This window comes from Polaribacter ponticola, from assembly GCF_026191475.2.
Taxonomy (GTDB): Bacteria; Bacteroidota; Bacteroidia; order Flavobacteriales; family Flavobacteriaceae; genus Polaribacter; species Polaribacter ponticola.
Window position 1 is genome coordinate 812,501 of record NZ_JAOSLC020000002.1, and the last position, 19,934, is coordinate 832,434.

Annotated in this window: 18 protein-coding genes, 1 rRNA gene and 1 pseudogene (1 of these 20 cut by a window edge); 9 read left to right on the forward strand and 11 right to left on the reverse strand. The window is 30.2% G+C overall.

Annotated features, from left to right (window positions below):
• The 3 genes from N5A56_RS04185 to N5A56_RS04195 all read right to left on the reverse strand — a co-directional run.
• Positions 1–1,190, reverse strand: a 16S ribosomal RNA gene (locus tag N5A56_RS04185); it reaches 328 nt to the left of the window's first position.
• Positions 1,191–1,853: 663 nt separating this feature from the next.
• Positions 1,854–2,627, reverse strand: coding sequence for an alpha/beta fold hydrolase (locus N5A56_RS04190; protein WP_265726248.1), 774 nt, complete (start codon positions 2,625–2,627; stop codon positions 1,854–1,856).
• Positions 2,628–2,681: 54 nt separating this feature from the next.
• Complete coding sequence (locus N5A56_RS04195) at positions 2,682–3,395, reverse strand: pyridoxine 5'-phosphate synthase (protein WP_265726247.1); 714 nt, start codon at positions 3,393–3,395, stop codon at positions 2,682–2,684.
• 60 nt (positions 3,396–3,455) lie between these two features.
• Between N5A56_RS04195 and N5A56_RS04200 the strand changes: the two genes are divergently transcribed.
• The 9 genes from N5A56_RS04200 to murI all read left to right on the forward strand — a co-directional run bounded on the left by N5A56_RS04200 (position 3,456) and on the right by murI (position 11,460).
• On the forward strand, positions 3,456–4,115 hold the full coding sequence (locus N5A56_RS04200) for a CBS domain-containing protein (protein ID WP_265726246.1): 660 nt from the start codon (positions 3,456–3,458) through the stop codon (positions 4,113–4,115).
• A 68-nt stretch (positions 4,116–4,183) separates the two neighbouring features.
• Positions 4,184–5,083, forward strand: coding sequence for an NAD kinase (locus tag N5A56_RS04205; RefSeq protein WP_265726245.1), 900 nt, complete (start codon positions 4,184–4,186; stop codon positions 5,081–5,083).
• 106 nt (positions 5,084–5,189) lie between these two features.
• A complete protein-coding gene (gene porG, locus N5A56_RS04210; protein WP_265726244.1) occupies positions 5,190–5,882 on the forward strand; it encodes a type IX secretion system protein PorG in 693 nt (230 codons plus the stop codon).
• A gap of 3 nt (positions 5,883–5,885) precedes the next feature.
• Positions 5,886–6,629, forward strand: coding sequence for an isoprenyl transferase (locus N5A56_RS04215; RefSeq protein WP_274270198.1), 744 nt, complete (start codon positions 5,886–5,888; stop codon positions 6,627–6,629).
• A gap of 7 nt (positions 6,630–6,636) precedes the next feature.
• Positions 6,637–9,141 carry an outer membrane protein assembly factor BamA gene (gene bamA / locus N5A56_RS04220; RefSeq protein ID WP_265726243.1) on the forward strand — a complete coding sequence of 835 codons (2,505 nt, stop codon included), beginning with the start codon at positions 6,637–6,639 and terminating at the stop codon, positions 9,139–9,141.
• A gap of 65 nt (positions 9,142–9,206) precedes the next feature.
• Positions 9,207–9,791, forward strand: coding sequence for an OmpH/Skp family outer membrane protein (locus tag N5A56_RS04225; RefSeq protein ID WP_265726242.1), 585 nt, complete (start codon positions 9,207–9,209; stop codon positions 9,789–9,791).
• Positions 9,785–10,024 carry a hypothetical protein gene (locus N5A56_RS04230; protein WP_265726241.1) on the forward strand — a complete coding sequence of 80 codons (240 nt, stop codon included), beginning with the start codon at positions 9,785–9,787 and terminating at the stop codon, positions 10,022–10,024. The genes N5A56_RS04225 and N5A56_RS04230 overlap by 7 nt, the downstream gene beginning before the upstream one ends.
• 12 nt (positions 10,025–10,036) lie before the next feature.
• Positions 10,037–10,570, forward strand: a complete 534-nt coding sequence (locus N5A56_RS04235) for an OmpH/Skp family outer membrane protein (RefSeq protein WP_265726240.1) — start codon at positions 10,037–10,039, stop codon at positions 10,568–10,570.
• 71 nt (positions 10,571–10,641) lie between these two features.
• On the forward strand, positions 10,642–11,460 hold the full coding sequence (gene murI, locus N5A56_RS04240; RefSeq protein WP_265726239.1) for a glutamate racemase: 819 nt from the start codon (positions 10,642–10,644) through the stop codon (positions 11,458–11,460).
• On the opposite strand, the gene N5A56_RS04245 is transcribed toward murI, so the two are convergent.
• The 8 genes and pseudogenes from N5A56_RS04245 to ccoN all read right to left on the reverse strand — a co-directional run bounded on the left by N5A56_RS04245 (position 11,435) and on the right by ccoN (position 19,932).
• Positions 11,435–12,418, reverse strand: a complete 984-nt coding sequence (locus tag N5A56_RS04245) for a PorP/SprF family type IX secretion system membrane protein (RefSeq protein WP_265726238.1) — start codon at positions 12,416–12,418, stop codon at positions 11,435–11,437. The two genes, murI and N5A56_RS04245, sit on opposite strands and share 26 nt — an antisense overlap.
• Positions 12,419–12,655: 237 nt before the next feature.
• Positions 12,656–13,759 carry an MraY family glycosyltransferase gene (locus tag N5A56_RS04250; RefSeq protein ID WP_265726237.1) on the reverse strand — a complete coding sequence of 368 codons (1,104 nt, stop codon included), beginning with the start codon at positions 13,757–13,759 and terminating at the stop codon, positions 12,656–12,658.
• A 327-nt stretch (positions 13,760–14,086) separates the two neighbouring features.
• Positions 14,087–14,790: pseudogene (locus tag N5A56_RS04255) on the reverse strand (sulfite exporter TauE/SafE family protein).
• Positions 14,790–15,236, reverse strand: a complete 447-nt coding sequence (locus N5A56_RS04260) for a FixH family protein (RefSeq protein WP_265726236.1) — start codon at positions 15,234–15,236, stop codon at positions 14,790–14,792. Before N5A56_RS04260 ends, N5A56_RS04255 begins: the two are co-directional and overlap by 1 nt.
• Positions 15,237–15,247: 11 nt before the next feature.
• Positions 15,248–16,669 carry a cytochrome c oxidase accessory protein CcoG gene (ccoG, locus tag N5A56_RS04265; protein ID WP_274270199.1) on the reverse strand — a complete coding sequence of 474 codons (1,422 nt, stop codon included), beginning with the start codon at positions 16,667–16,669 and terminating at the stop codon, positions 15,248–15,250.
• Positions 16,670–16,697: 28 nt separating this feature from the next.
• Entirely contained in the window at positions 16,698–17,552 is an 855-nt protein-coding gene (locus tag N5A56_RS04270; RefSeq protein WP_265726235.1) for a cbb3-type cytochrome c oxidase N-terminal domain-containing protein, read from the reverse strand.
• Positions 17,553–17,564: 12 nt separating this feature from the next.
• Positions 17,565–17,732 (reverse strand): CcoQ/FixQ family Cbb3-type cytochrome c oxidase assembly chaperone, encoded by a 168-nt coding sequence (locus N5A56_RS04275; protein WP_265726234.1) that lies wholly within the window; start codon positions 17,730–17,732, stop codon positions 17,565–17,567.
• 4 nt (positions 17,733–17,736) lie between these two features.
• Positions 17,737–19,932 (reverse strand): cytochrome-c oxidase, cbb3-type subunit I, encoded by a 2,196-nt coding sequence (ccoN, locus tag N5A56_RS04280; protein WP_265726233.1) that lies wholly within the window; start codon positions 19,930–19,932, stop codon positions 17,737–17,739.
• Between the last annotated feature and the right edge of the window lie 2 nt (positions 19,933–19,934).

Here is a 19,934-nt window from a genome sequence, read left to right on the forward strand (position 1 = left end):
GTGATGATTTGACGTCATCCCCACCTTCCTCTCTACTTGCGTAGGCAGTCTCGTTAGAGTCCCCAACTTTACTTGATGGCAACTAACGACAGGGGTTGCGCTCGTTATAGGACTTAACCTGACACCTCACGGCACGAGCTGACGACAACCATGCAGCACCTTGTAATCTGTCCGAAGAAAACTCTATCTCTAAAGCTGTCAGACTACATTTAAGCCCTGGTAAGGTTCCTCGCGTATCATCGAATTAAACCACATGCTCCACCGCTTGTGCGGGCCCCCGTCAATTCCTTTGAGTTTCAGTCTTGCGACCGTACTCCCCAGGTGGGATACTTATCACTTTCGCTTAGTCACTGAGCTAACGCCCAACAACTAGTATCCATCGTTTACGGCGTGGACTACCAGGGTATCTAATCCTGTTCGCTCCCCACGCTTTCGTCCCTCAGCGTCAGTATATACGTAGTAGACTGCCTTCGCAATCGGTATTCTGTGTAATCTCTATGCATTTCACCGCTACACTACACATTCTATCTACTTCCATATAACTCAAGTCAACCAGTATCAAAGGCAGTTCCATAGTTGAGCTATGGTATTTCACCTCTGACTTAATTGACCGCCTGCGGACCCTTTAAACCCAATGATTCCGGATAACGCTCGGACCCTCCGTATTACCGCGGCTGCTGGCACGGAGTTAGCCGGTCCTTATTCTTACAGTACCGTCAAGCTAGTACACGTACTAGTGTTTCTTCCTGTATAAAAGCAGTTTACAACCCATAGGGCAGTCTTCCTGCACGCGGCATGGCTGGGTCAGAGTTGCCTCCATTGCCCAATATTCCTCACTGCTGCCTCCCGTAGGAGTCTGGTCCGTGTCTCAGTACCAGTGTGGGGGATCTCCCTCTCAGGACCCCTACCTATCGTAGCCATGGTAAGCCGTTACCTTACCATCTAGCTAATAGGACGCATAGCCATCTTTTACCGATAAATCTTTAATTACAACTCGATGCCAAGTCGCAATACTATGAGGTATTAATCTTCATTTCTAAAGGCTATCCCTCTGTAAAAGGTAGGTTCTATACGCGTTACGCACCCGTGCGCCGGTCGTCATCTGTGCAAGCACAATGTTACCCCTCGACTTGCATGTGTTAAGCCTGCCGCTAGCGTTCATCCTGAGCCAGGATCAAACTCTTCATTGTATATTTTAAATAATATGTAATGAATAAGTTTCAAAAGAATTTTGTTTAATAAATTAAACATGGTTATTCTACTCTTTAATTACGCTGTCAATTTCAATATTTTCAATGAACTTTTAAGATATCTCACTCATGGTTTTAAACACTTATGTAAATCCTAATCTGTAGAAATGATAGACTCGAACTACCTAATCTTTTTATCGATTATTCCAAATTTTCTCTGATCGTTTTTGCTGTATTTCTTAGCGGCTGCAAACATACAAACTATTTCTAATCTGACAATAAAAAAATAACTTTTTTTATTTTATTTTTCAACCTTAAAAATCTGAACATTTTTGCCGAAAATTTCGGACTGCAAACATACAAACTCTTTACCTTATCAACCTAATTAAATCTGAAATAATTTTAACTTTATTTTTAACCTAAAAACAAAACTAAAAAACTCAAATCCCTCAACTAACAAAGAAGAAAATCAACAATTTCAAGAAACTAAACTAACAACTTATTGCCGTTAGCGGATGCAAAACTACAACACATTTTTAATCTAACAATGACTTTTTTAATGTTTTTTTGAAAAATATTAATAGAAATAGACTTCATAAGTCTGCTTCATAAAAAAGTATACATATATTAAGGTAACAGGTATTTAAATTTACTTCATAAGAATTAAGCCAAAAAACCACTAACTACACCATAAAACTCTTTTGGATTCTCTGCATGTAACCAATGACCAGAATTTGAGACCTCTACTATACGGTTAACTGGAAAATGAACATTAATCATCATTTCGTCTGACGGCATAATATAATCTGAATTTTGTCCTTTTAAAAACAAAGTTTCGCTCCTATATACTCCATCAACTGGTAAAGGCTTACCAACTTGAAAATTATTAATCATCAGAGACTCTAAATTAAACCTAAAATCTAGCACCCCTTTTTCTTTCCAGTATACATTTTTCAATAAAAACTGCCTAATTCCAACTTCAGAGATAAATTCTGATAATTGAATATCTACCAATTTTCTAGTATTAGAAATAGAAAAATCAATAGAATTCAAACCTGCTAAAATTGCATTGTGATGTGGTTGATATTCCTTCGGAGAAATATCTACAACAACCAACTTATTTACTAATTCGGAATAAGTTACTGCAAACAACATTGCAGTTTTCCCTCCCATAGAGTGACCGATTATATAAACATCTTCTAATTGGTGATAATCAATATATCTTTTTAAATCTTCAACTAAAACCTCATAATTAAACTCACTAGCATGAAAACTTCGCCCATGATTTCTTTGATCTATTAAATGCACTTGATAATTTTCAGAAAATTGATTTCCCAGAGTTTTCCAATTATCACTCATTCCGAAATAACCATGTAAAATTAATAGAGGCTTACCGTCTCCTTTTATCGTTGAATTTAAGATACTTTTTTCTGACATATCATTTTTTTAATACTTACAATTAAAAACCAAAGCTTTAGTGTTTAATAAATATTATTTCAGCTTGTTAATATACATACTAACCACATTTTCTAAACCAAGATATAAACTCTCTGCTATTAATGCATGCCCTATAGAAACCTCTGAGAGATTAGGGATATTCTCCTTAAAAAACCTAATATTCTCTAAGCTTAAGTCATGACCAGCATTTATTCCTAACCCCAACTCATTCGCTAAAATTGCAGCATCTATGTAGGGAACTATAGCGCTTTTATTCCCTAATTGATATTGAGTAGCAAAATCCTCAGTATACAGCTCTATTCTATCTGCTCCAGTTTTAGCTGCAGCTTCAATCAACTTTAAATCTGTATCAATAAAAACTGAAGTTCTAATTCCGTTTTGCTGAAACTCACTTATTACCTCCCTAAGAAAGGATTGATGCTTTATAGTATCCCAACCTGAATTAGATGTAATTGCATCTATCGCATCAGGAACTAAAGTAACTTGCGTAGGTTTGGTTTCTAAGACCAAATTCATAAATGATTGTATCGGGTTCCCCTCAATATTATATTCGGTAGTTACAATCTTTTTTAAATCTCTAGCATCTTGATATCGAATATGTCTTTCATCTGGCCTAGGATGAATAGTAATACCCTCTGCTCCAAAGGACTCAATATCTGAAGCTACTTTTAATAAATTAGGTACATTACCTCCCCTAGAATTACGAAGAGTTGCTATTTTATTAATATTTACACTTAACTTTGTCATTGTCTAAAATTAGACTGTAAAGATAATTTATTAAATCATTTTATCCTATATTCGTACAGAATGAATATTAACGATTACATACTTAAGGAAATTAAAGCCATCAACTTAAATGACTCTGTAAAAAGTGCTCAAAAGTTGTTTAAAAACTACCCTATAACTCATTTTCCTGCTGTAGAAAACAATAGACTTTTAGGGTCTTTTGCAGAAGACGACATCCAAACTATAGAAAATAGAGATGAAGAGTTAATAAAACACTCTCATCTTCTAAATACTTTTTTTGCAAATAAAAAAGATACAGTTTTAGAACTACTTAAAATTTTTGCAGACAACGACACAACTATAATTCCTGTTTTAAATAAGGATAAAAACTACATTGGTTATTATGATTTATGTGATGTGCTCGATGTTTTTTCTACTAGTCCATTTATGTTAAATGAAAGCGAAACATTAATAATTGAAAAACTAGAAGTTGATTACTCTATGGGTGAGGTTTCTCAAATAGTTGAAGCGAATGGAGGAAAACTACTTGGTTTATACTTATCTGAAAAACAAAATAATTTCGTTCAAATTACCTTAAAAATAGTTTCCGATGAAGTAAATGAAATTATACAAACTTTCAGAAGATATGATTACAAAATAATATCCAACCATGAAAACGATATTTATTTAGAAGATTTAAAAAACCGATCTGATTATCTACAAAAATACTTAGAAATGTAATCTACACTAGATATTTCATTCAAAAAAGTTACTAAACCATTTTCAATAAAAAAACGAATTAAAATATAATGAAGAAAGTTGCAATTTATGGTCAATCTTATTCAATCTCTGCAGAGAGAGAAATTCAGATTCTATTAGAAGTTCTTCAAGAAAACAACATTGAATGCTTTATTGAAAAGAAATTTTACGACTTATTAATAAAAGGCAGTATTCTAAATGAAAAATTCTCAACTTTTTCTCATTTTAAAGACTTAGACACATCTTTTACCGCCATGTTTACATTGGGAGGAGATGGTACAATATTAAGAGCAGTTACTCTTATAAGAGATTTAGGAATACCAATTTTAGGAATTAATACTGGAAGATTAGGTTTTCTTGCAACTATTAACAAAAAAACAATAAAAGAAAGTATAAATTTAATTCTTAAAGGAGAATACACAACTCAAGAAAGAACATTGCTTTCTATAGAAACAACGCCAAAAACAGAAGAGTTTTCCGAATTAAACTTTGCGTTAAATGAGGTTACAATTGCCAGAAAAAACACTACTTCTATGATAGGTGTAAGAACTAGTTTAAATAATGAATATCTTACCAACTATTGGGCAGATGGTCTTATTATAGCAACTCCTACAGGTTCCACAGGTTATTCACTTAGCTGTAATGGCCCTGTAATATCTCCAGACTCTAAAAACTTAGTAATTACACCCATTGCTCCACACAACTTAAACGCCAGAACAATGGTTATTTCTGATGAAACTAGCATTCAACTAACCATAGACTCAAGAGAAAAAGATTTTTTAATCTCCTTGGATTCTAGAATAACAACAGTACCAAAAAACACTGAGGTTTTTATTAAAAAAGCAGATTTTACCATAAGAAGTATTATACCTAAAAACCAATCGTTTCTTCGCACTCTTAGAAGTAAATTACTCTGGGGAGAAGACACCAGAAACGAGACAAACCTTTAACAACTAGTTAACAATAAATCTCTAAAATTATAGTTATTCAAAAAAGACTATATATTAACCATATAAAGCAAATTGAAATAACTATATTTGCACGCTATTTTTTAGGATGAAAAAAAGTATATTTATTATTATATTTATTAGTTTTTCTACTCTTGTTTTTGGACAAGTATACGAAATTGGAGCATTTTTAGGTGGTACAAATTACGTAGGAGACATTGGAAGAACGAGTTATGTGCACCCAAACAAAGTTGCCGGAGCTGCTTTTTTTAAGTATAATATAAATCCTAAAATGGCATTTAGAGCAACTTATAGTTACCTACCAATTACAGGTGATGACGCAGATGCTGACACAGATTACAGAAGAACAAGAGGGCCAAATAATATTGGTTATAATTTTTCAAATACAATAAACGAATTGGCAATAGGTTTAGAATATAATTTTTATGACTATGATTTATCTACTCCAGGTAAAACATGGACACCTTATATTTTATTAGAATTGGCAGGCTTTAACTATAAATACATATCTGAAGAAATACAACCTAACGAATATGTTTATAATAGGAAAAATTCTATTGCAGTTCCTATAGGAATTGGGTTTAAGTCTAAACTTTCTGGTGCATTTGCTTTTGCATTAGAAACAAAATTTAGATATACTTTTGAAGATAATTTAGATTACACAACTAGTAAAGTAGAAAGTTTAAATATTGGTAAAACAGGAAAAGATTGGTATATGTTTACAGGTTTTTCTTTAACCTATACTTTTGGAAGACCTGCATGTTATACTAACGGATTATAATTTATGGATAAAAAACTACGTATCGATTTACTTAGAGTTCCAAAACATGTTGCCATTATTATGGATGGTAATGGTCGTTGGGCTAAAGGTCAGGGTATGAATAGAATTTTTGGCCACAGAAATGCCTTAACTGCAGTAAGAGAATCTGTAAAAGCAGCATCTCAATTAAACATAGAAGCTATTACTTTATATGCTTTCTCAACAGAAAATTGGAATCGCCCAAAATTAGAAGTTGATGCTCTGATGAGTTTATTAATTAACTCACTAAAAAAAGAATTACCAGACTTTATGAAAAATGGAGTTAAAGTTAATTCTATTGGGGCAATAGACTCTTTACCTAAAAAAGCACAAAGAGTTTTAAATGATGTAATTTCTCAAACTAAAAAAAATACAGAAATAACATTAACCTTTGCATTAAGTTACGGCTCTAGAGAGGAAATTGTTAACGCAATCAAAAACATTTCTAAAAAAGTTGTTAATAAAGAGCTTGATTTAGAAAAAATAGATGAAAACACTATAAATAACCATTTATATACATTTAATTTGCCCGAGGTTGATTTAATGATAAGAACTAGTGGAGAACAACGCATTAGTAATTTCTTATTATGGCAAATGGCTTATGCCGAATTATATTTTACAGATGTACTTTGGCCAGATTTTAGACAAGAACATTTTTATGATGCCATCATAGAATACCAGAATAGAGAAAGACGATTTGGAAAAACAAGCGAACAAATTACAGAATAAATTTTTTATGAAATTATTTTCTGCTGCATTAGTAATGACTGCGTTATTTTTTAATATTAGCGCTAATGCTCAAATTAAAAAGGACACTATAGCCAACAATAAAAATATCTCTTTCGAAAAAGGGAAAGAATATATATTGGGAGGCATAACTGTAACAGGTTTAAAGAAATTTAGCGAAGAAACTGTAAAAGTTTTTACTGGCTTAAGAGAAGGACAAGTAATAAAATTACCTGGAGATAAACTTACTAGTGCTATAAAAAAGCTTTATGAAAGTAAACAATTTAGTGATGTAGATGTCTATTTAGCTAAAATAGATGGTACTGCTGTTTATCTTCAATTTGATGTACAAGAACTTCCACAATTAAACCAATTTAAAATTAAAGGTGTAAAAAAAGCCAAAGCAAAAGAACTTGTTAAAGAAACTGAGTTAAAAACTGGTATAATGGTTACCGACAATTTAATTGTAACCACAAAAAATTATATTACTAAAAAATACACAGATAAAGGTTTTTTAAAAACGAAAGTAAACTTAAATGTAGTAAAAGATACTTCTGATATAAATACAGTTAACTTGTCTGTTTTTGTCGATAAAGGAAAAAGAATAAAAATAAAAGACATCTTATTTACAGGGAATAAAGCCCTTTCTAAGAAAAAACTTAGAAAAACGATGAAAAACACTAAAGAAAAACTAATAGGACGTTTTTGGAAATCATCAAAATATATTGAAGAAGACTACCAAACAGATCTTGAAAGTATTTTAGATAAATATAGCCGTTTAGGATATAGAGATGCACGTATTTTAAGTGATAATATTACTTGGAATGAGGATAATACGATTAATATAAATATCGATTTAGAAGAAGGAAAACAATATAGATTTGCTGATATATTATTTGTAGGAAATAAAGAATATACTGATGAACAGTTAAAATCTATATTAAAAATTGATAAAGGAGACATATATAATGGTGCAGTTTTAGAAGAAAGGGTAAAAGGAGACGGAACCCCAAATTCTGTAGACATTTCTACTACTTACCAAGATAATGGGTTTTTATTTGCTCAAATTAATGCTGTAGAAACTAAAGTAAAAAAGGATTCTATAACAGTAGAAATTAGAATTAGAGAAGATGAAAAAGCTCGTATTAGAAAAGTAACCGTTTCTGGAAATGATAAAACTAATGATCATGTAATTTTTAGAGAATTAAGGGTTAAACCAGGAGATTTATTTAGCAGAAGCGCAATTATTAGATCTATTAGAGAAATAGGTCAATTAGGTTTCTTTGATCAAAATGTATCACCAGATGTTGTGCCAGATTATCAAAATAAAACAGCAGACATCGATTTTACTGTTATTGAAAAAGGTGGAAGTCAAATTGAACTACAAGGTGGTTATGGTGGAGGTTCTTTTATAGGTACGTTAGGTTTATCTTTTAATAATTTTTCTATAAGAAATATTTTTAACAAAAAAGCTTATACCCCTTTACCAATGGGAGATGGACAAAAACTATCTTTAAGATTACAATCTAGTAGAACTTTTAATACTTATAGTTTTTCTTTTACAGAACCTTGGTTAGGAGGAAGAAAACCTAAATCATTATCTTTTTCTATTTATTCTTCTAATCAATATCAATATAATTTCCAAACTGGAAATGTAGATAGGAACCAAAGTTTAGGTATAATTGGAGCATCTTTAGGATTAGGTCAACGTTTAAAGTGGCCAGATGATTATTTTCAACTATCACAAACAATTAGTTATCAAAGTTTCAATTTAAATAACTACGGATTTAGGGTAGGTTCTGATGTTTTAAGTAACGGAACACTAAATAACTTATCTTATAGTGCTGTTATTAGTAGAAGCTCTGCTGGACCTAGTTTAATATTTCCAACATATGGTTCTGAGTTTTCATTTGCAGTAAAAGCTACATTACCATATTCTTTATTAAACAATAAAGATTATACAAATTTAGAAGCACAAGATAAATATAAGTGGCTAGAATACTACAAACTTACAGCGAAAGGTAAATGGTATACTCCTTTTTCTGATAAATTGGTATTAATGAACAATGCTGAAATGGGATACTTAGGGTTTTATAATGATAAGTTAGGGCAGAATCCATTTGAACGCTATTTTGTAGGTGGTGATGGTATTGCTCAATTTCAACTGGATGGTAGAGAAACTGTAGGCTTAAGAGGTTATGAAAACAGTAGACTATCTTCTGCTGAAGGTGGAACAATTTATAATAAGTTTCAAATGGAATTAAGGTATTCTATTACAGATACTCCATCTGCGTCTATTTATACATTAGGTTTCTTAGAAGCAGGTAACTCTTATGACAATTTTAGTACATTTAATCCGTTTGAATTAAAACGTTCAGCAGGTTTGGGTGTAAGAATTTTTATGCCAGCATTTGGTTTGTTAGGTATAGACTTTGCACATGGATTTGATCCTTTACCAGGACAAGTTGAAAAATCTGGATGGCAAACACATTTTATTATTGGAAGACAATTCTAGGAAAACTGTACATTTGTAATGTCGAAAGTTTTTTTGGCACGGTTTTTTCTAAACACATTATACAAATGAAAAAAATATTTTTATTAGTCGTTCTTTTATTTAGCGTAACAGTATCTTGGTCACAAAGGAATCAAATCATAGCTTATATAGATATGGAATACATTTTAGAAAATGTTCCAGAATATCTTCAGGCTCAAAACACACTTGATTCTAAAGTTGCTAAATGGAGAAAAAAATTAGATAAGCAAGCTCGTCATATCGAAGTACTTAAATCTGATTTAGCCAATGAAAAAGCAATTTTAACTAAAGATTTAATTGAGGAAAAAGAAGAAGAAATAACTTTAAAGCAAGTTGAGTTAAGAAGATTAGAATCTTTATATTTTGGTCCTAAGGGAGATATGTTCTTAGTTAGAAAGCAATTGGTGAAGCCAATTCAAGATCAAGTCTATAATGCAATACAAAGTATCGCTAAGAGAAAAAAATATGATTTCGTATTTGAAAAATCTAGCGACTTAGTTATGCTATATTCAAATAAAAAATATGATATTAGCGACCTTGTTTTATCTACTATTGATAGAACAAGATTATCAGATAAAAAGAAGGAAGAAAGAAAGAAAAAAGTAAGAAAGCAACTACTCCCAAAGTGTTAACAGAAAAGCAAAAAGAAACTGTTGCTAAAAAAGAAGAGATTAAAAACAAAAAAGTAGAAGCAATTGCTAAAAAAGTTGCAGACAAAGAAGCAAAAAAGAAAGCAATAGCAGAGAAAAGAGCAGCTTTAATAAAAAAGAGAGAAGAAAAAAGAAAGTTATTAAGAGATAAAAAAGAAGCGCTAAGAAAAAAGAAAGAAGAAGAACAAAACAAAAAAGACAAGAATAACAATTAAATTAAAACAAGAATGAAAAAATTAAAATCGTTACTATTAATTGCAGTATTTACTTTAGGTATAGCTAGTGTTGCTAATGCTCAAAAAATAGGACATGTAAATTCGACTAGAGTATTTGCTAATATGCCAGAAACGAGAACGGCTCAATTAGAAATTGAAAAAACAGCTAAAACTCACTCTATTGATATACAAGCATTGCAAAAGAAAGGTGAAAATTTAGTTAACAAATATAGAGCTGAATCTCAGCAACAAACTGACGAAACTAATAACAAGAGAGGTGCAGAAGTACAACAAATAGCCGCAAGAGTTCAAAAACTTAAAGAAGCAGCTAACGAGGCAATTAATGAAAAAAGAAATAAGTTATTACCTCCTATTACTATTAAGATTCAGAATGCTATTAATGAAATAGCTAAAGCTAAAGGATTACTTTATATCCTAGATTCTGCTCAAGGTGGTGGTCTTATAGTTGCTAATGGTACAGATATTTACGAAGACCTAAAAGCAAAATTAGGTTTATTAAAAGACTTACAACAGCCTAAACAATAAGTTTGGTAAAGCACATAACTTAAATTAAAAAAACCTACTTTATAAGTAGGTTTTTTTATTTTTACAACAATATGAATTCGAACAATTTTTCTATTGGAATATTTGACTCTGGTGTTGGTGGTACTTCTATTTGGAAAGAAATAAGTACTTTATTACCTAATGAGAATACAATTTATCTTTCCGACAGTAAAAATGCGCCTTATGGTGAAAAAACTAAGGAACAAATTATTCAATTATCAATTAAAAATACTGAATTCTTATTACAACAAAATTGCAAAATAATAGTAGTAGCTTGTAATACGGCAACTACCAACTCAATACAAGTTTTACGAGAAAAATACAATGTTCCTTTTATCGGTATAGAACCAGCTATTAAACCAGCAGCACTTAAAACTATTACAAAAATTATTGGTATTTTGGCCACTAAAGGCACCCTAAATAGCGAATTATTTGAAAAGACATCTAATAGCATTAAAAAACAAATAACAATTAAAGAAACCGTTGGAAAAGGCTTGGTTGAATTGATAGAAAGTGGAAAACTTGACTCTAAAGAAATGACATCGTTATTATCATCATATCTAATTCCTATGATAAATAAAAAAGTAGATTGTTTAGTTTTAGGTTGTACTCACTATCCCTATTTAATTCCACAAATAAGAAAAATAGTTGGCGATAAAATTCAGATTATAGATTCTGGTGAAGCAGTTGCGAAACAAACAAAAACAATTTTAGAAAATAACCAATTGTTGAATTTGAATACAAAAGAAGGTAAACATCAATTTTATATTAATAAAAATAAAAATGTATTAGAACGTCTCCTTTCTTGTAATGCTAATATTAAAATTGAAATTAAAGAAAAAAATTTTAAAAGCCTCCAAAAGCAGTGTTAATGTTAGGACATGCTGCGGCTCTTTGCTCTCTTGTCCATAAATTTACTCCTAAAGAAATTTGATGATAACCTGCACTAGATAAAACTATATCATTCATTTGATTTGTAAACGTGTAAGAAAACATCAAATTTTGGTAGTTTACCCCTAAAATAGGAGACAAAAAATGTGAGTTTTCTATAGCATTAGTATCAAAACTTCTTCTATACGAAATAGCTGCCCAAAGTTGGGTTTTAGAAATATTTTTATAAGCTTTAATATTAAAATCTGCTATTCTCTCTCCGGTTCCTTCTTTAAATTGTAACATCATAGATGGTTCGAATTGAACAAAAAGATCTTGCCCAAAGTAGTAACCTGCTGAAAAAATGTAATTTCTCAAATCTAAAGGCTCTTGTACATTTAAATTATTCTTAGCTGTTAGTAAAAGATTTTTAACTGTAAAATAAGAAGACAATCCTCCTAAATGATAAGCAACACTAAAATCTGCATTATAATAGCTTGTGCTTTCCACAATAGCTGCAACAGCTCTATCTCCTGTAAATGTTCTTTGATCTGATTGATTTTGTACAAACGTAAAAGCTAACCCGAATGAAAGTTGATTAAAAACATTGCTATTTGCTAATGGCAAATGATAAGAATATGACCCTTGAATTCCTTTTTGAGAATGAAAACCATTTTCATCATTAAAAATTACAAATCCGTAACCAGCCCTAGATTCTTCACTTAATCTAGTATGAAAACTTAACGTTTGTAATTCTGGAGCATTTGGTATGCCAGCCCATTGCTGTCTTGCGGTAAACCTTAACTTACTAGAATTACCAATACCGGCAGCAGATGGATGAACTAAATAAACATTGTCTGAAAGATAATCTGTATAGATTGGTAAAGTTTCTTGAGAGTTACTTTTTATTGTAAAAAAGCAGAAAAACAATAAACAAAACTGAATGTAAATTAACTTCATTAAGATTCTAGTATTTTTTGAGAAACCAAATATATCGTTTTTATGAGAATAAATACTTTTCAACTTAAAGATTTAACATTATTATTAAACTAATAATTAGTGTATTTATTATGTTCTTATGTGTTAATTATAAAGTTGTAAATATTCTTAAATAAAAGACCCTAATCTCATCAAATACAATTGTTAATTAAAATATTTGACGAATGAATAAATAAAAATGTTTTTCTAAAAAATAAATTAGTTAAAAGATCTTTTATAGATTTTAAAAGATCTAAAAGGCAAATTCAAATTCTTAACTGTTGTTGCGGCAATTAACCATGCTAAAGCAAGAATTGAAGTCATAATGTTAATTTCAAATTTATTGAATAAAAAAACTAAGAAAACTACACCAATAGTAAAAAATGATGCTATAGCTGAAATTTCCCAGTGTTTAAAACCATTTTTTAAAAGATTGTGATGTATATGATTATTATCTGCAGTAAAAGGACTTTTACCCTCTTTTATTCTCATGAAAAACACACGAATAGTATCAATTAACGGAAAGCTAAATAACGCTATTATATATATAAAATCTTTTGAAAAAATAATAGAAAAATTTTCATTAAGATCTAAAGAAAGTATGTGTAATGCTTGGTAAGATAAAAGGAAACCTAATACCATAGAACCTGTATCTCCCATGAAAATTTTATTCTTATTAGAAAAATTGAAGATTAAAAAAGAAATTAAAGCTCCAATTACACCAATGCTAAGAAAACACATAAAATAATTTGCAGTAAAGTAGAAAAAAACTGCAAAAAATAAGTTTGCAGTAATTGCGAAACTACCAGCTAAACCATCTACACCGTCAATTAAATTATATGCATTAATAATAGTAATAAAAAACATAACAGTTAACCCTACAGATACTGTATATGGTAATTCATAAATACCAATTAAACCATATAAACTAACAATTCTTAAATTGGTTAATAAGATCACAGAAAAGGCAACTACTATTTGTCCAATAAGTTTACTTTTTGGCCTCATGCCCACTAAATCATCAACTAATCCAATAAAAAACATAGCCATAATTGCTCCCAATAAATTAAGTAAAAAGTTGAATTCTAAATAACTTCCTAAAAAAATGATTACTATATAAATAGCTATAAAAAGTCCGATTCCTCCAAGGTTTGGTGTTTTTGTTGAATGAACATCTCTTTGGTTAGGTTCTGCCATTAAGTTTTTTAAATTAGAAACCTTTATTATTATTGGGTAACATTTATAAGAAATTGCTAAAGCAGTTATAAAAGTTAATAATGGTAAAGCAAAACCAAGTTCTATTGAAAAATTAAATAAATTCATTTTAAAAATCTTTTAAACTTCTTGTTGAAGTAATTCTCCTACAAAAGTATTTCTAAAATAAAGGTTTTATTAATCAAATTAGCTTAAGTGCAATTCTCTGTAGACATTTGCCATTCGTCTACAGACTTACTTTTAAACAGTAAACAAAAAAGATTAATTATTTTAATTGAGAAGATATAAATAGTTTTTAAAACATTTTTAAAATCGATTCGGAAAAACAAAATTATGTCTAGCAAATATTAAATCGTTTTAATTATTGTTTAAAGTATAGATATTATGCTTTAATCAAATTTTAATTTTTGACGTTTATTTTTTTCTAATTAAAAATTAGTGACAAGTATTCTTATTGTTAACCAATGTTGTTAAATCTGAATTAACCGGAGAAATGTAAGGAATATCTAATCCTAAGCCTCTTATTATGAATAAAACTCCAATAAAAACTACTAAAATAGGTATTGTTTTTTGTATTTTTTTCTAAAAGTGCCTTTTGCAAAAGCGCCAAAATAAACCACCGCAGTCATTAATGGAATTGTGCCCAAACCAAATAAAAACATATAAATACTACCATAGAATGCATTTGAAGTTGCTAATGCACCAAAAATTGCCATATACACTAATCCGCATGGTAAAAAACCATTTAGAAAACCAATAGTAAAAAAAGTATCATTTCCTTTCTTTTTTAACTCATTCCCTAAATTATTTTTTATTTTTAAAATGACCTTACTTACTCCTTTAGAAAAATTCATTTTTTGAATTAACTTAGGAAACAAAATAATCAAAATCATGCTTACACCTACGATTATAGAAAGTTGTTGTTGAAAGCCAAAGAAATAAAAACCTTTTCCTAAAAAACCGAATAACAAACCAATTAAACTGTAAGTAAGTAATCTGCCAAAATGGTAACTAAGTATCTGAAAAAATCTTTTTAACGGTTTATCTCTATCTACAGGTAACATAAAAGCTATAGGGCCACACATACCAATACAGTGAAAACTCCCTAATAAACCAAATATGATTGCTGAAAGAAACATTAGATATTCAATTCTTTTTTAAATAAATAATCTTTATTATTGTAAGACCAATTAATTATAATGTTCCAGCGACCATCTAACAAACGTTTCTCAGGCACGAGCAAATATTGACTAGAAGTTGAAATAGACATTTCAAAATCTAGTTGTTTATTAGATGGTCTATATAGGAACACTTTTCCTTTAATTTTATCGTAGTCAAATCCTTTAGGGAAAATTACATTTAAACCTTTTTCCGATTTATTAAGTGTAATATTTTCTTTTAATTTAGATGCATTTTTTGTTGCATCTATTTCCTGTTGATATTTTAATTCTTGCTGATAATATTTATCTGTAACTAAGTCGTAGCTATACATTTTATTAGTACTCATTGTTATTACAAAGTATAATATAAAACCTATAAAAGCAACAATTGCAATAACAATACCTGTACCCCAATTTATTTTCATAACTTATTTTTTTATCTATAACTCCTTGGCCCTAAAGAATTTGTAATTGTAGTTTCAATTAATTTCTCTCCACTAAAAACGCCAATTTCAATTTTAATTTTATCTTTTTCTAAAGCAGATTCATTTATTTCAATAAACAAAGTTCCTTCTGCTAAACCCTGTTTAGGAACGATAAAACTATGATTAGAAACTAGCTTTATTTTTCCTTTATGTGACAAAATTTTATAGCTAACATCAGTTATATCTTTTGTTGTTTTATTGATTATTTTATAGGTGTATACGTTACTTATAATATTATTTTCTTTATGCTCATATAATTGCCCTGGTAATCTCAAAACAGTAGCTTCAACTTCATTCCTTAAAAATAACATTCCAATTAAAATACCAACTAAAATAAATAACACAGCAGAATACCCTTTTATCCTTGCAGAAAACTCAAAAGGTTTCTTCATTGCAATATTATTTTCACTTGCATACCTAATTAATCCTTTAGGATAACCAACACTTTCCATTATATGATCGCATTCATCTATACAAGCTGTACAATTTACACATTCTAATTGCGTACCATTTCTAATATCTATTCCTGTAGGACAAACTACAACACACTGTTTACAATCTATGCAATCTCCTTTACCAACTTCTTTTCTGTCTTCGTTTTTTCTGAATTTTGCTCTTCCCTTCTCTCCTTCTCCTCGTTTATAATCATAGGCAACATTAATTGTTTTATTATCTAACAAAACACCTTGCAACCTTCCGTAAGGACAAGCAATAATACAAACCTGCTCTCTAAACCAAGCAAATATAAAATAGAAAACACATGTAAAAATAGTAAGAGAAATAAGTGTTCTAATATTATCTAAAGGATTACCAGTGATATAACTTATAACAGTATCACCACCTATTAAATATGCTAAAAACACATTAGCAATAATAAAAGAAATGATGAAGAAAATAGTCCATTTTAAAACACGCTTTCTAATCTTATCTGCATTCCAAGGTTGTTTTTCTAATCGTATTTGCTTTCCTCTATCACCATCAATCCAATACTCTATTTTTCTAAAAACCATTTCTAAAAAAATAGTTTGTGGACAAATCCATCCGCAGAAAATACGTCCAAAAACAACTGTAAAAAGGATAACAAAAACAACACCAACTATCATTGAAATTACTAATAAATGAAAGTCTTGGGGCCAAAATGGAAATCCGAAAATATTAAACTTACGCTCTAATACATTAAAAAGTAAAAACTGATTTCCTTTAATCTTAACAAAAGGAGCAGAAATTAAAAAAAGTAACAAAAAATAACTAACGTAACTTCTATACTTATAATATTTTCCACTTGGCTTTTTAGGATACACCCAAGAACGTTTACCTTCTGTATTTATAGTACCAATACTATCTCTAAATTTTTCGCTCTTAGGTGTTTCCATACTAACTATTAAAACTCTCTTTTTCTAACTATTCTTCCCACTTTTCACCTTCAGCAACTTTTGCTTTTGCCGGTGTAGTTCCCTGAAGAGAAATTACATAACTAGCTACTTTTGCAATATCTGCTGCCTTTAATGTTTTATTCCAAGCAATCATTCCTTTACCGTCTCTACCTCCATTAGAAATAGTGGTGAAAACATTTTTAACTCCACCTCCAAGAATCCAAAATTCATCTGTTAAATTTGGTCCTATAGAACCTCCACCATCACCTAAATGACAAGAAGCACAATTTAAATTAAAAACTGCCTTACCTCTTTTTAAACTCTTAGCATCTGTTAATAGCGTTAAACTTTCTGCGGTAATTAAATCTGTTGCTGTAGATTTATATTTATTAATTTCCATTCTTGCTTCTGCAACAGCTTTCTCATATTCCATTACTTGCGTATCTCCATCTAATACTTCAAATCTTACTAAGTAAACAACTGCAAAAACAATGGATGCATAAAACATATACTTCCACCAAGGCGGAAGAGAATTATCTAATTCTTTAATTCCGTCGTAATTATGATCTAATATTATTTCTTGCTCCTCTTCAATAGCTTTTGCTTTTGTCCAAGATTTTATTAGATTCTGCAACCATGGCTTTGGTTCTTCTGGTACAATACCATCTTTTTCGTTTTGTAATTCTCTAGCTTTTGTTGTAGCAATAATGTTTACCATCTCTTTAAATACAACAACTAAAACAAAACCTATTAAAGCTAACCACACCAAAGGGTTTTCGTAAATATTAAATGGATTTTCATAAACCATAAAAGATTTTGCAAGTGCTATAAACGTAACTATAACAAAAATTACATATACTGTAGATTGAAAATATTTTTTCATTTCGATTTATTTTTAATGATCTAATGGCAAATTACTTACCTTATTTATATATTCTTTTTTTGCTGTAAAAACCCACCAAAATAAGGTAACAAAAAAGGTGAAAAATATGATTAATGAAATCATTGGATATATTTCTATACCAGTAATACTTTCTAAATGCCCTTTTATAAACTTAAACATGGTATTATTTTTTAGAGATTTTTTGTTCGTCTTTAACTTTAATATCTGTACCCAATCTTTGAATGTAAGCTATGATAGCAACTATTTCCCTATCTTTCATTTCTACAAATTCTTGTTTATTTTCTTTTGCGTACTTTTTATCTGCTTCATAATTTTTTGCAAAATCTGGATCTTGATATAAGTTATCTTCAATTTTTTGTCCTTGAGTATCCATTAATGCTTGTGCATTTGCAATTTCTTCCTCAGAATATGGTACTCCTAAAGTTACCATAGTTTTCATCTTGTTTTCAGTATCAGATTTATCAAGTTTATTTCTTAATAACCATTTATATGAAGGCATTATAGAACCAGGAGATGTACTTTGTGGATCGTACATATGATTTAAGTGCCAACTATCTGAATATTTTGCACCAATTCTATGTAAATCTGGCCCTGTACGTTTTGATCCCCATAAGAAAGGATGATCGTATACAAACTCACCTGCTTTAGAGTACTCTCCATATCTTTCTACCTCACTTCTAAATGGTCTTACCATTTGAGAATGACAACCCACACAACCTTCTCTTATGTATAAATCTCTACCTTCTAATTCTAAAGGAGTATAAGGTTTTACACTTGTTATTGTTGGTATATTAGATTTTACTAATAACGTTGGTATAATTTGCACAGCACCTCCAATTAAGATAGCAATAGTTGCATAAATAGTTAACTTTATTGGCTTTCTTTCTAACCAAGTATGCCATCCTTCTCCTTTAGTTCTATATTTAGAAACCTTAGTTAATGCTGCTGCTTCTGCTAACTCATCTTCTACTCCACTTCCTTGTTTTACAGTTCTTACTACATTGTACAACATTACAATTGCACCTATAATAAACATGGTTCCACCAATAGCTCGCATCCAATACATTGGTATAATTTCATTAACCGTTTCTAAAAAATTACCGTAGGTTAAAGAACCGTCTGGATTAAATTGTTTCCACATTGAAGCTTGTACAAAACCTGCAACATACATTGGTAATGTATATAAAATGATACCTAAAGTTCCTATCCAAAAATGGAAATTTGCTAATGATTTAGAGTATAATGTAGTTTTAAACATTCTTGGAATCATCCAATACAACATACCAAATGTGAAGAAACCGTTCCAAGCTAATGCACCAACGTGAACGTGAGCAATAATCCAATCAGAAAAATGGGCAATTGCATTTACATTTTTAAGTGATAACATTGGCCCTTCAAAAGTTGCCATACCATAACCGGTAATTGCAACAACCATAAATTTTAAAACAGGATCTGTTCTTACTTTATCCCAAGCACCGCGAAGAGTTAATAATCCGTTTATCATTCCACCCCAAGAAGGAGCTAATAACATAATAGAAAATGCTACCCCTAAATTTTGAGCCCAATCTGGTAATGAAGTATATAATAAATGGTGAGGTCCTGCCCATATATAAATAAAAATTAATGACCAAAAGTGTACAATTGATAAACGGTATGAATATACCGGTCTGTTTGCAGCTTTAGGTACAAAATAATACATTAAACCTAAAAATGGAGTTGTTAAGAAAAATGCAACGGCATTATGACCATACCACCATTGCACCAATGCATCTTGTACTCCAGCATACACAGAATAAGATTTTAAAAAGCTTACAGGTAGTGCTAAACTATTAAAAATATGAAGTACAGCTACGGTTACAAAAGTTCCTAAATAAAACCAAATTGCTACATATAAGTGACGTTGCCTTCTTTGTAAGATAGTCCATATCATATTTACACCAAAAGCTACCCAAACTAAAGCAATTGCTATATCTATTGGCCATTCTAACTCTGCGTATTCTTTAGAACTGGTATAGCCTAAAGGAAGTGTTATTGCAGCTGCAACTATAATTAATTGCCATCCCCAAAAATTAAAATTACTTAAAAAGTTACTCGCCATTCTTGCTTTTAACAACCTTTGTAACGAGTAATAAACACCTGCATAAATTGCATTTCCTACAAATGCAAAAATTACAGCATTTGTATGTAAAGGTCTTAATCGACCAAAACTTAACCAAGAAATTCCGTCTGTAACATTTGGGAATAAAAACATAAAAGCAAGTAATAATCCTACAGAGAATCCCACAATTCCCCATAGTAATGTTGCATAGATGAATTTTTTCACGATTTTATTATCGTAATAAAATTGTTGCATTTCCATAA

Coding starts and splice junctions, on each gene's coding strand:
- N5A56_RS04190 (WP_265726248.1), bottom strand. CDS start 2,627: ATGTCAGAAAAAAGTATCTTAAATTCAACGATAAAAGGAGACGGTAAG.
- N5A56_RS04195 (WP_265726247.1), bottom strand. CDS start 3,395: ATGACAAAGTTAAGTGTAAATATTAATAAAATAGCAACTCTTCGTAAT.
- N5A56_RS04200 (WP_265726246.1), top strand. CDS start 3,456: ATGAATATTAACGATTACATACTTAAGGAAATTAAAGCCATCAACTTA.
- N5A56_RS04205 (WP_265726245.1), top strand. CDS start 4,184: ATGAAGAAAGTTGCAATTTATGGTCAATCTTATTCAATCTCTGCAGAG.
- porG (WP_265726244.1), top strand. CDS start 5,190: ATGAAAAAAAGTATATTTATTATTATATTTATTAGTTTTTCTACTCTT.
- N5A56_RS04215 (WP_274270198.1), top strand. CDS start 5,886: ATGGATAAAAAACTACGTATCGATTTACTTAGAGTTCCAAAACATGTT.
- bamA (WP_265726243.1), top strand. CDS start 6,637: ATGAAATTATTTTCTGCTGCATTAGTAATGACTGCGTTATTTTTTAAT.
- N5A56_RS04225 (WP_265726242.1), top strand. CDS start 9,207: ATGAAAAAAATATTTTTATTAGTCGTTCTTTTATTTAGCGTAACAGTA.
- N5A56_RS04235 (WP_265726240.1), top strand. CDS start 10,037: ATGAAAAAATTAAAATCGTTACTATTAATTGCAGTATTTACTTTAGGT.
- murI (WP_265726239.1), top strand. CDS start 10,642: ATGAATTCGAACAATTTTTCTATTGGAATATTTGACTCTGGTGTTGGT.
- N5A56_RS04245 (WP_265726238.1), bottom strand. CDS start 12,418: ATGAAGTTAATTTACATTCAGTTTTGTTTATTGTTTTTCTGCTTTTTT.
- N5A56_RS04250 (WP_265726237.1), bottom strand. CDS start 13,759: ATGAATTTATTTAATTTTTCAATAGAACTTGGTTTTGCTTTACCATTA.
- N5A56_RS04260 (WP_265726236.1), bottom strand. CDS start 15,236: ATGAAAATAAATTGGGGTACAGGTATTGTTATTGCAATTGTTGCTTTT.
- ccoG (WP_274270199.1), bottom strand. CDS start 16,669: ATGGAAACACCTAAGAGCGAAAAATTTAGAGATAGTATTGGTACTATA.
- N5A56_RS04270 (WP_265726235.1), bottom strand. CDS start 17,552: ATGAAAAAATATTTTCAATCTACAGTATATGTAATTTTTGTTATAGTT.
- N5A56_RS04275 (WP_265726234.1), bottom strand. CDS start 17,732: ATGTTTAAGTTTATAAAAGGGCATTTAGAAAGTATTACTGGTATAGAA.
- ccoN (WP_265726233.1), bottom strand. CDS start 19,932: ATGGAAATGCAACAATTTTATTACGATAATAAAATCGTGAAAAAATTC.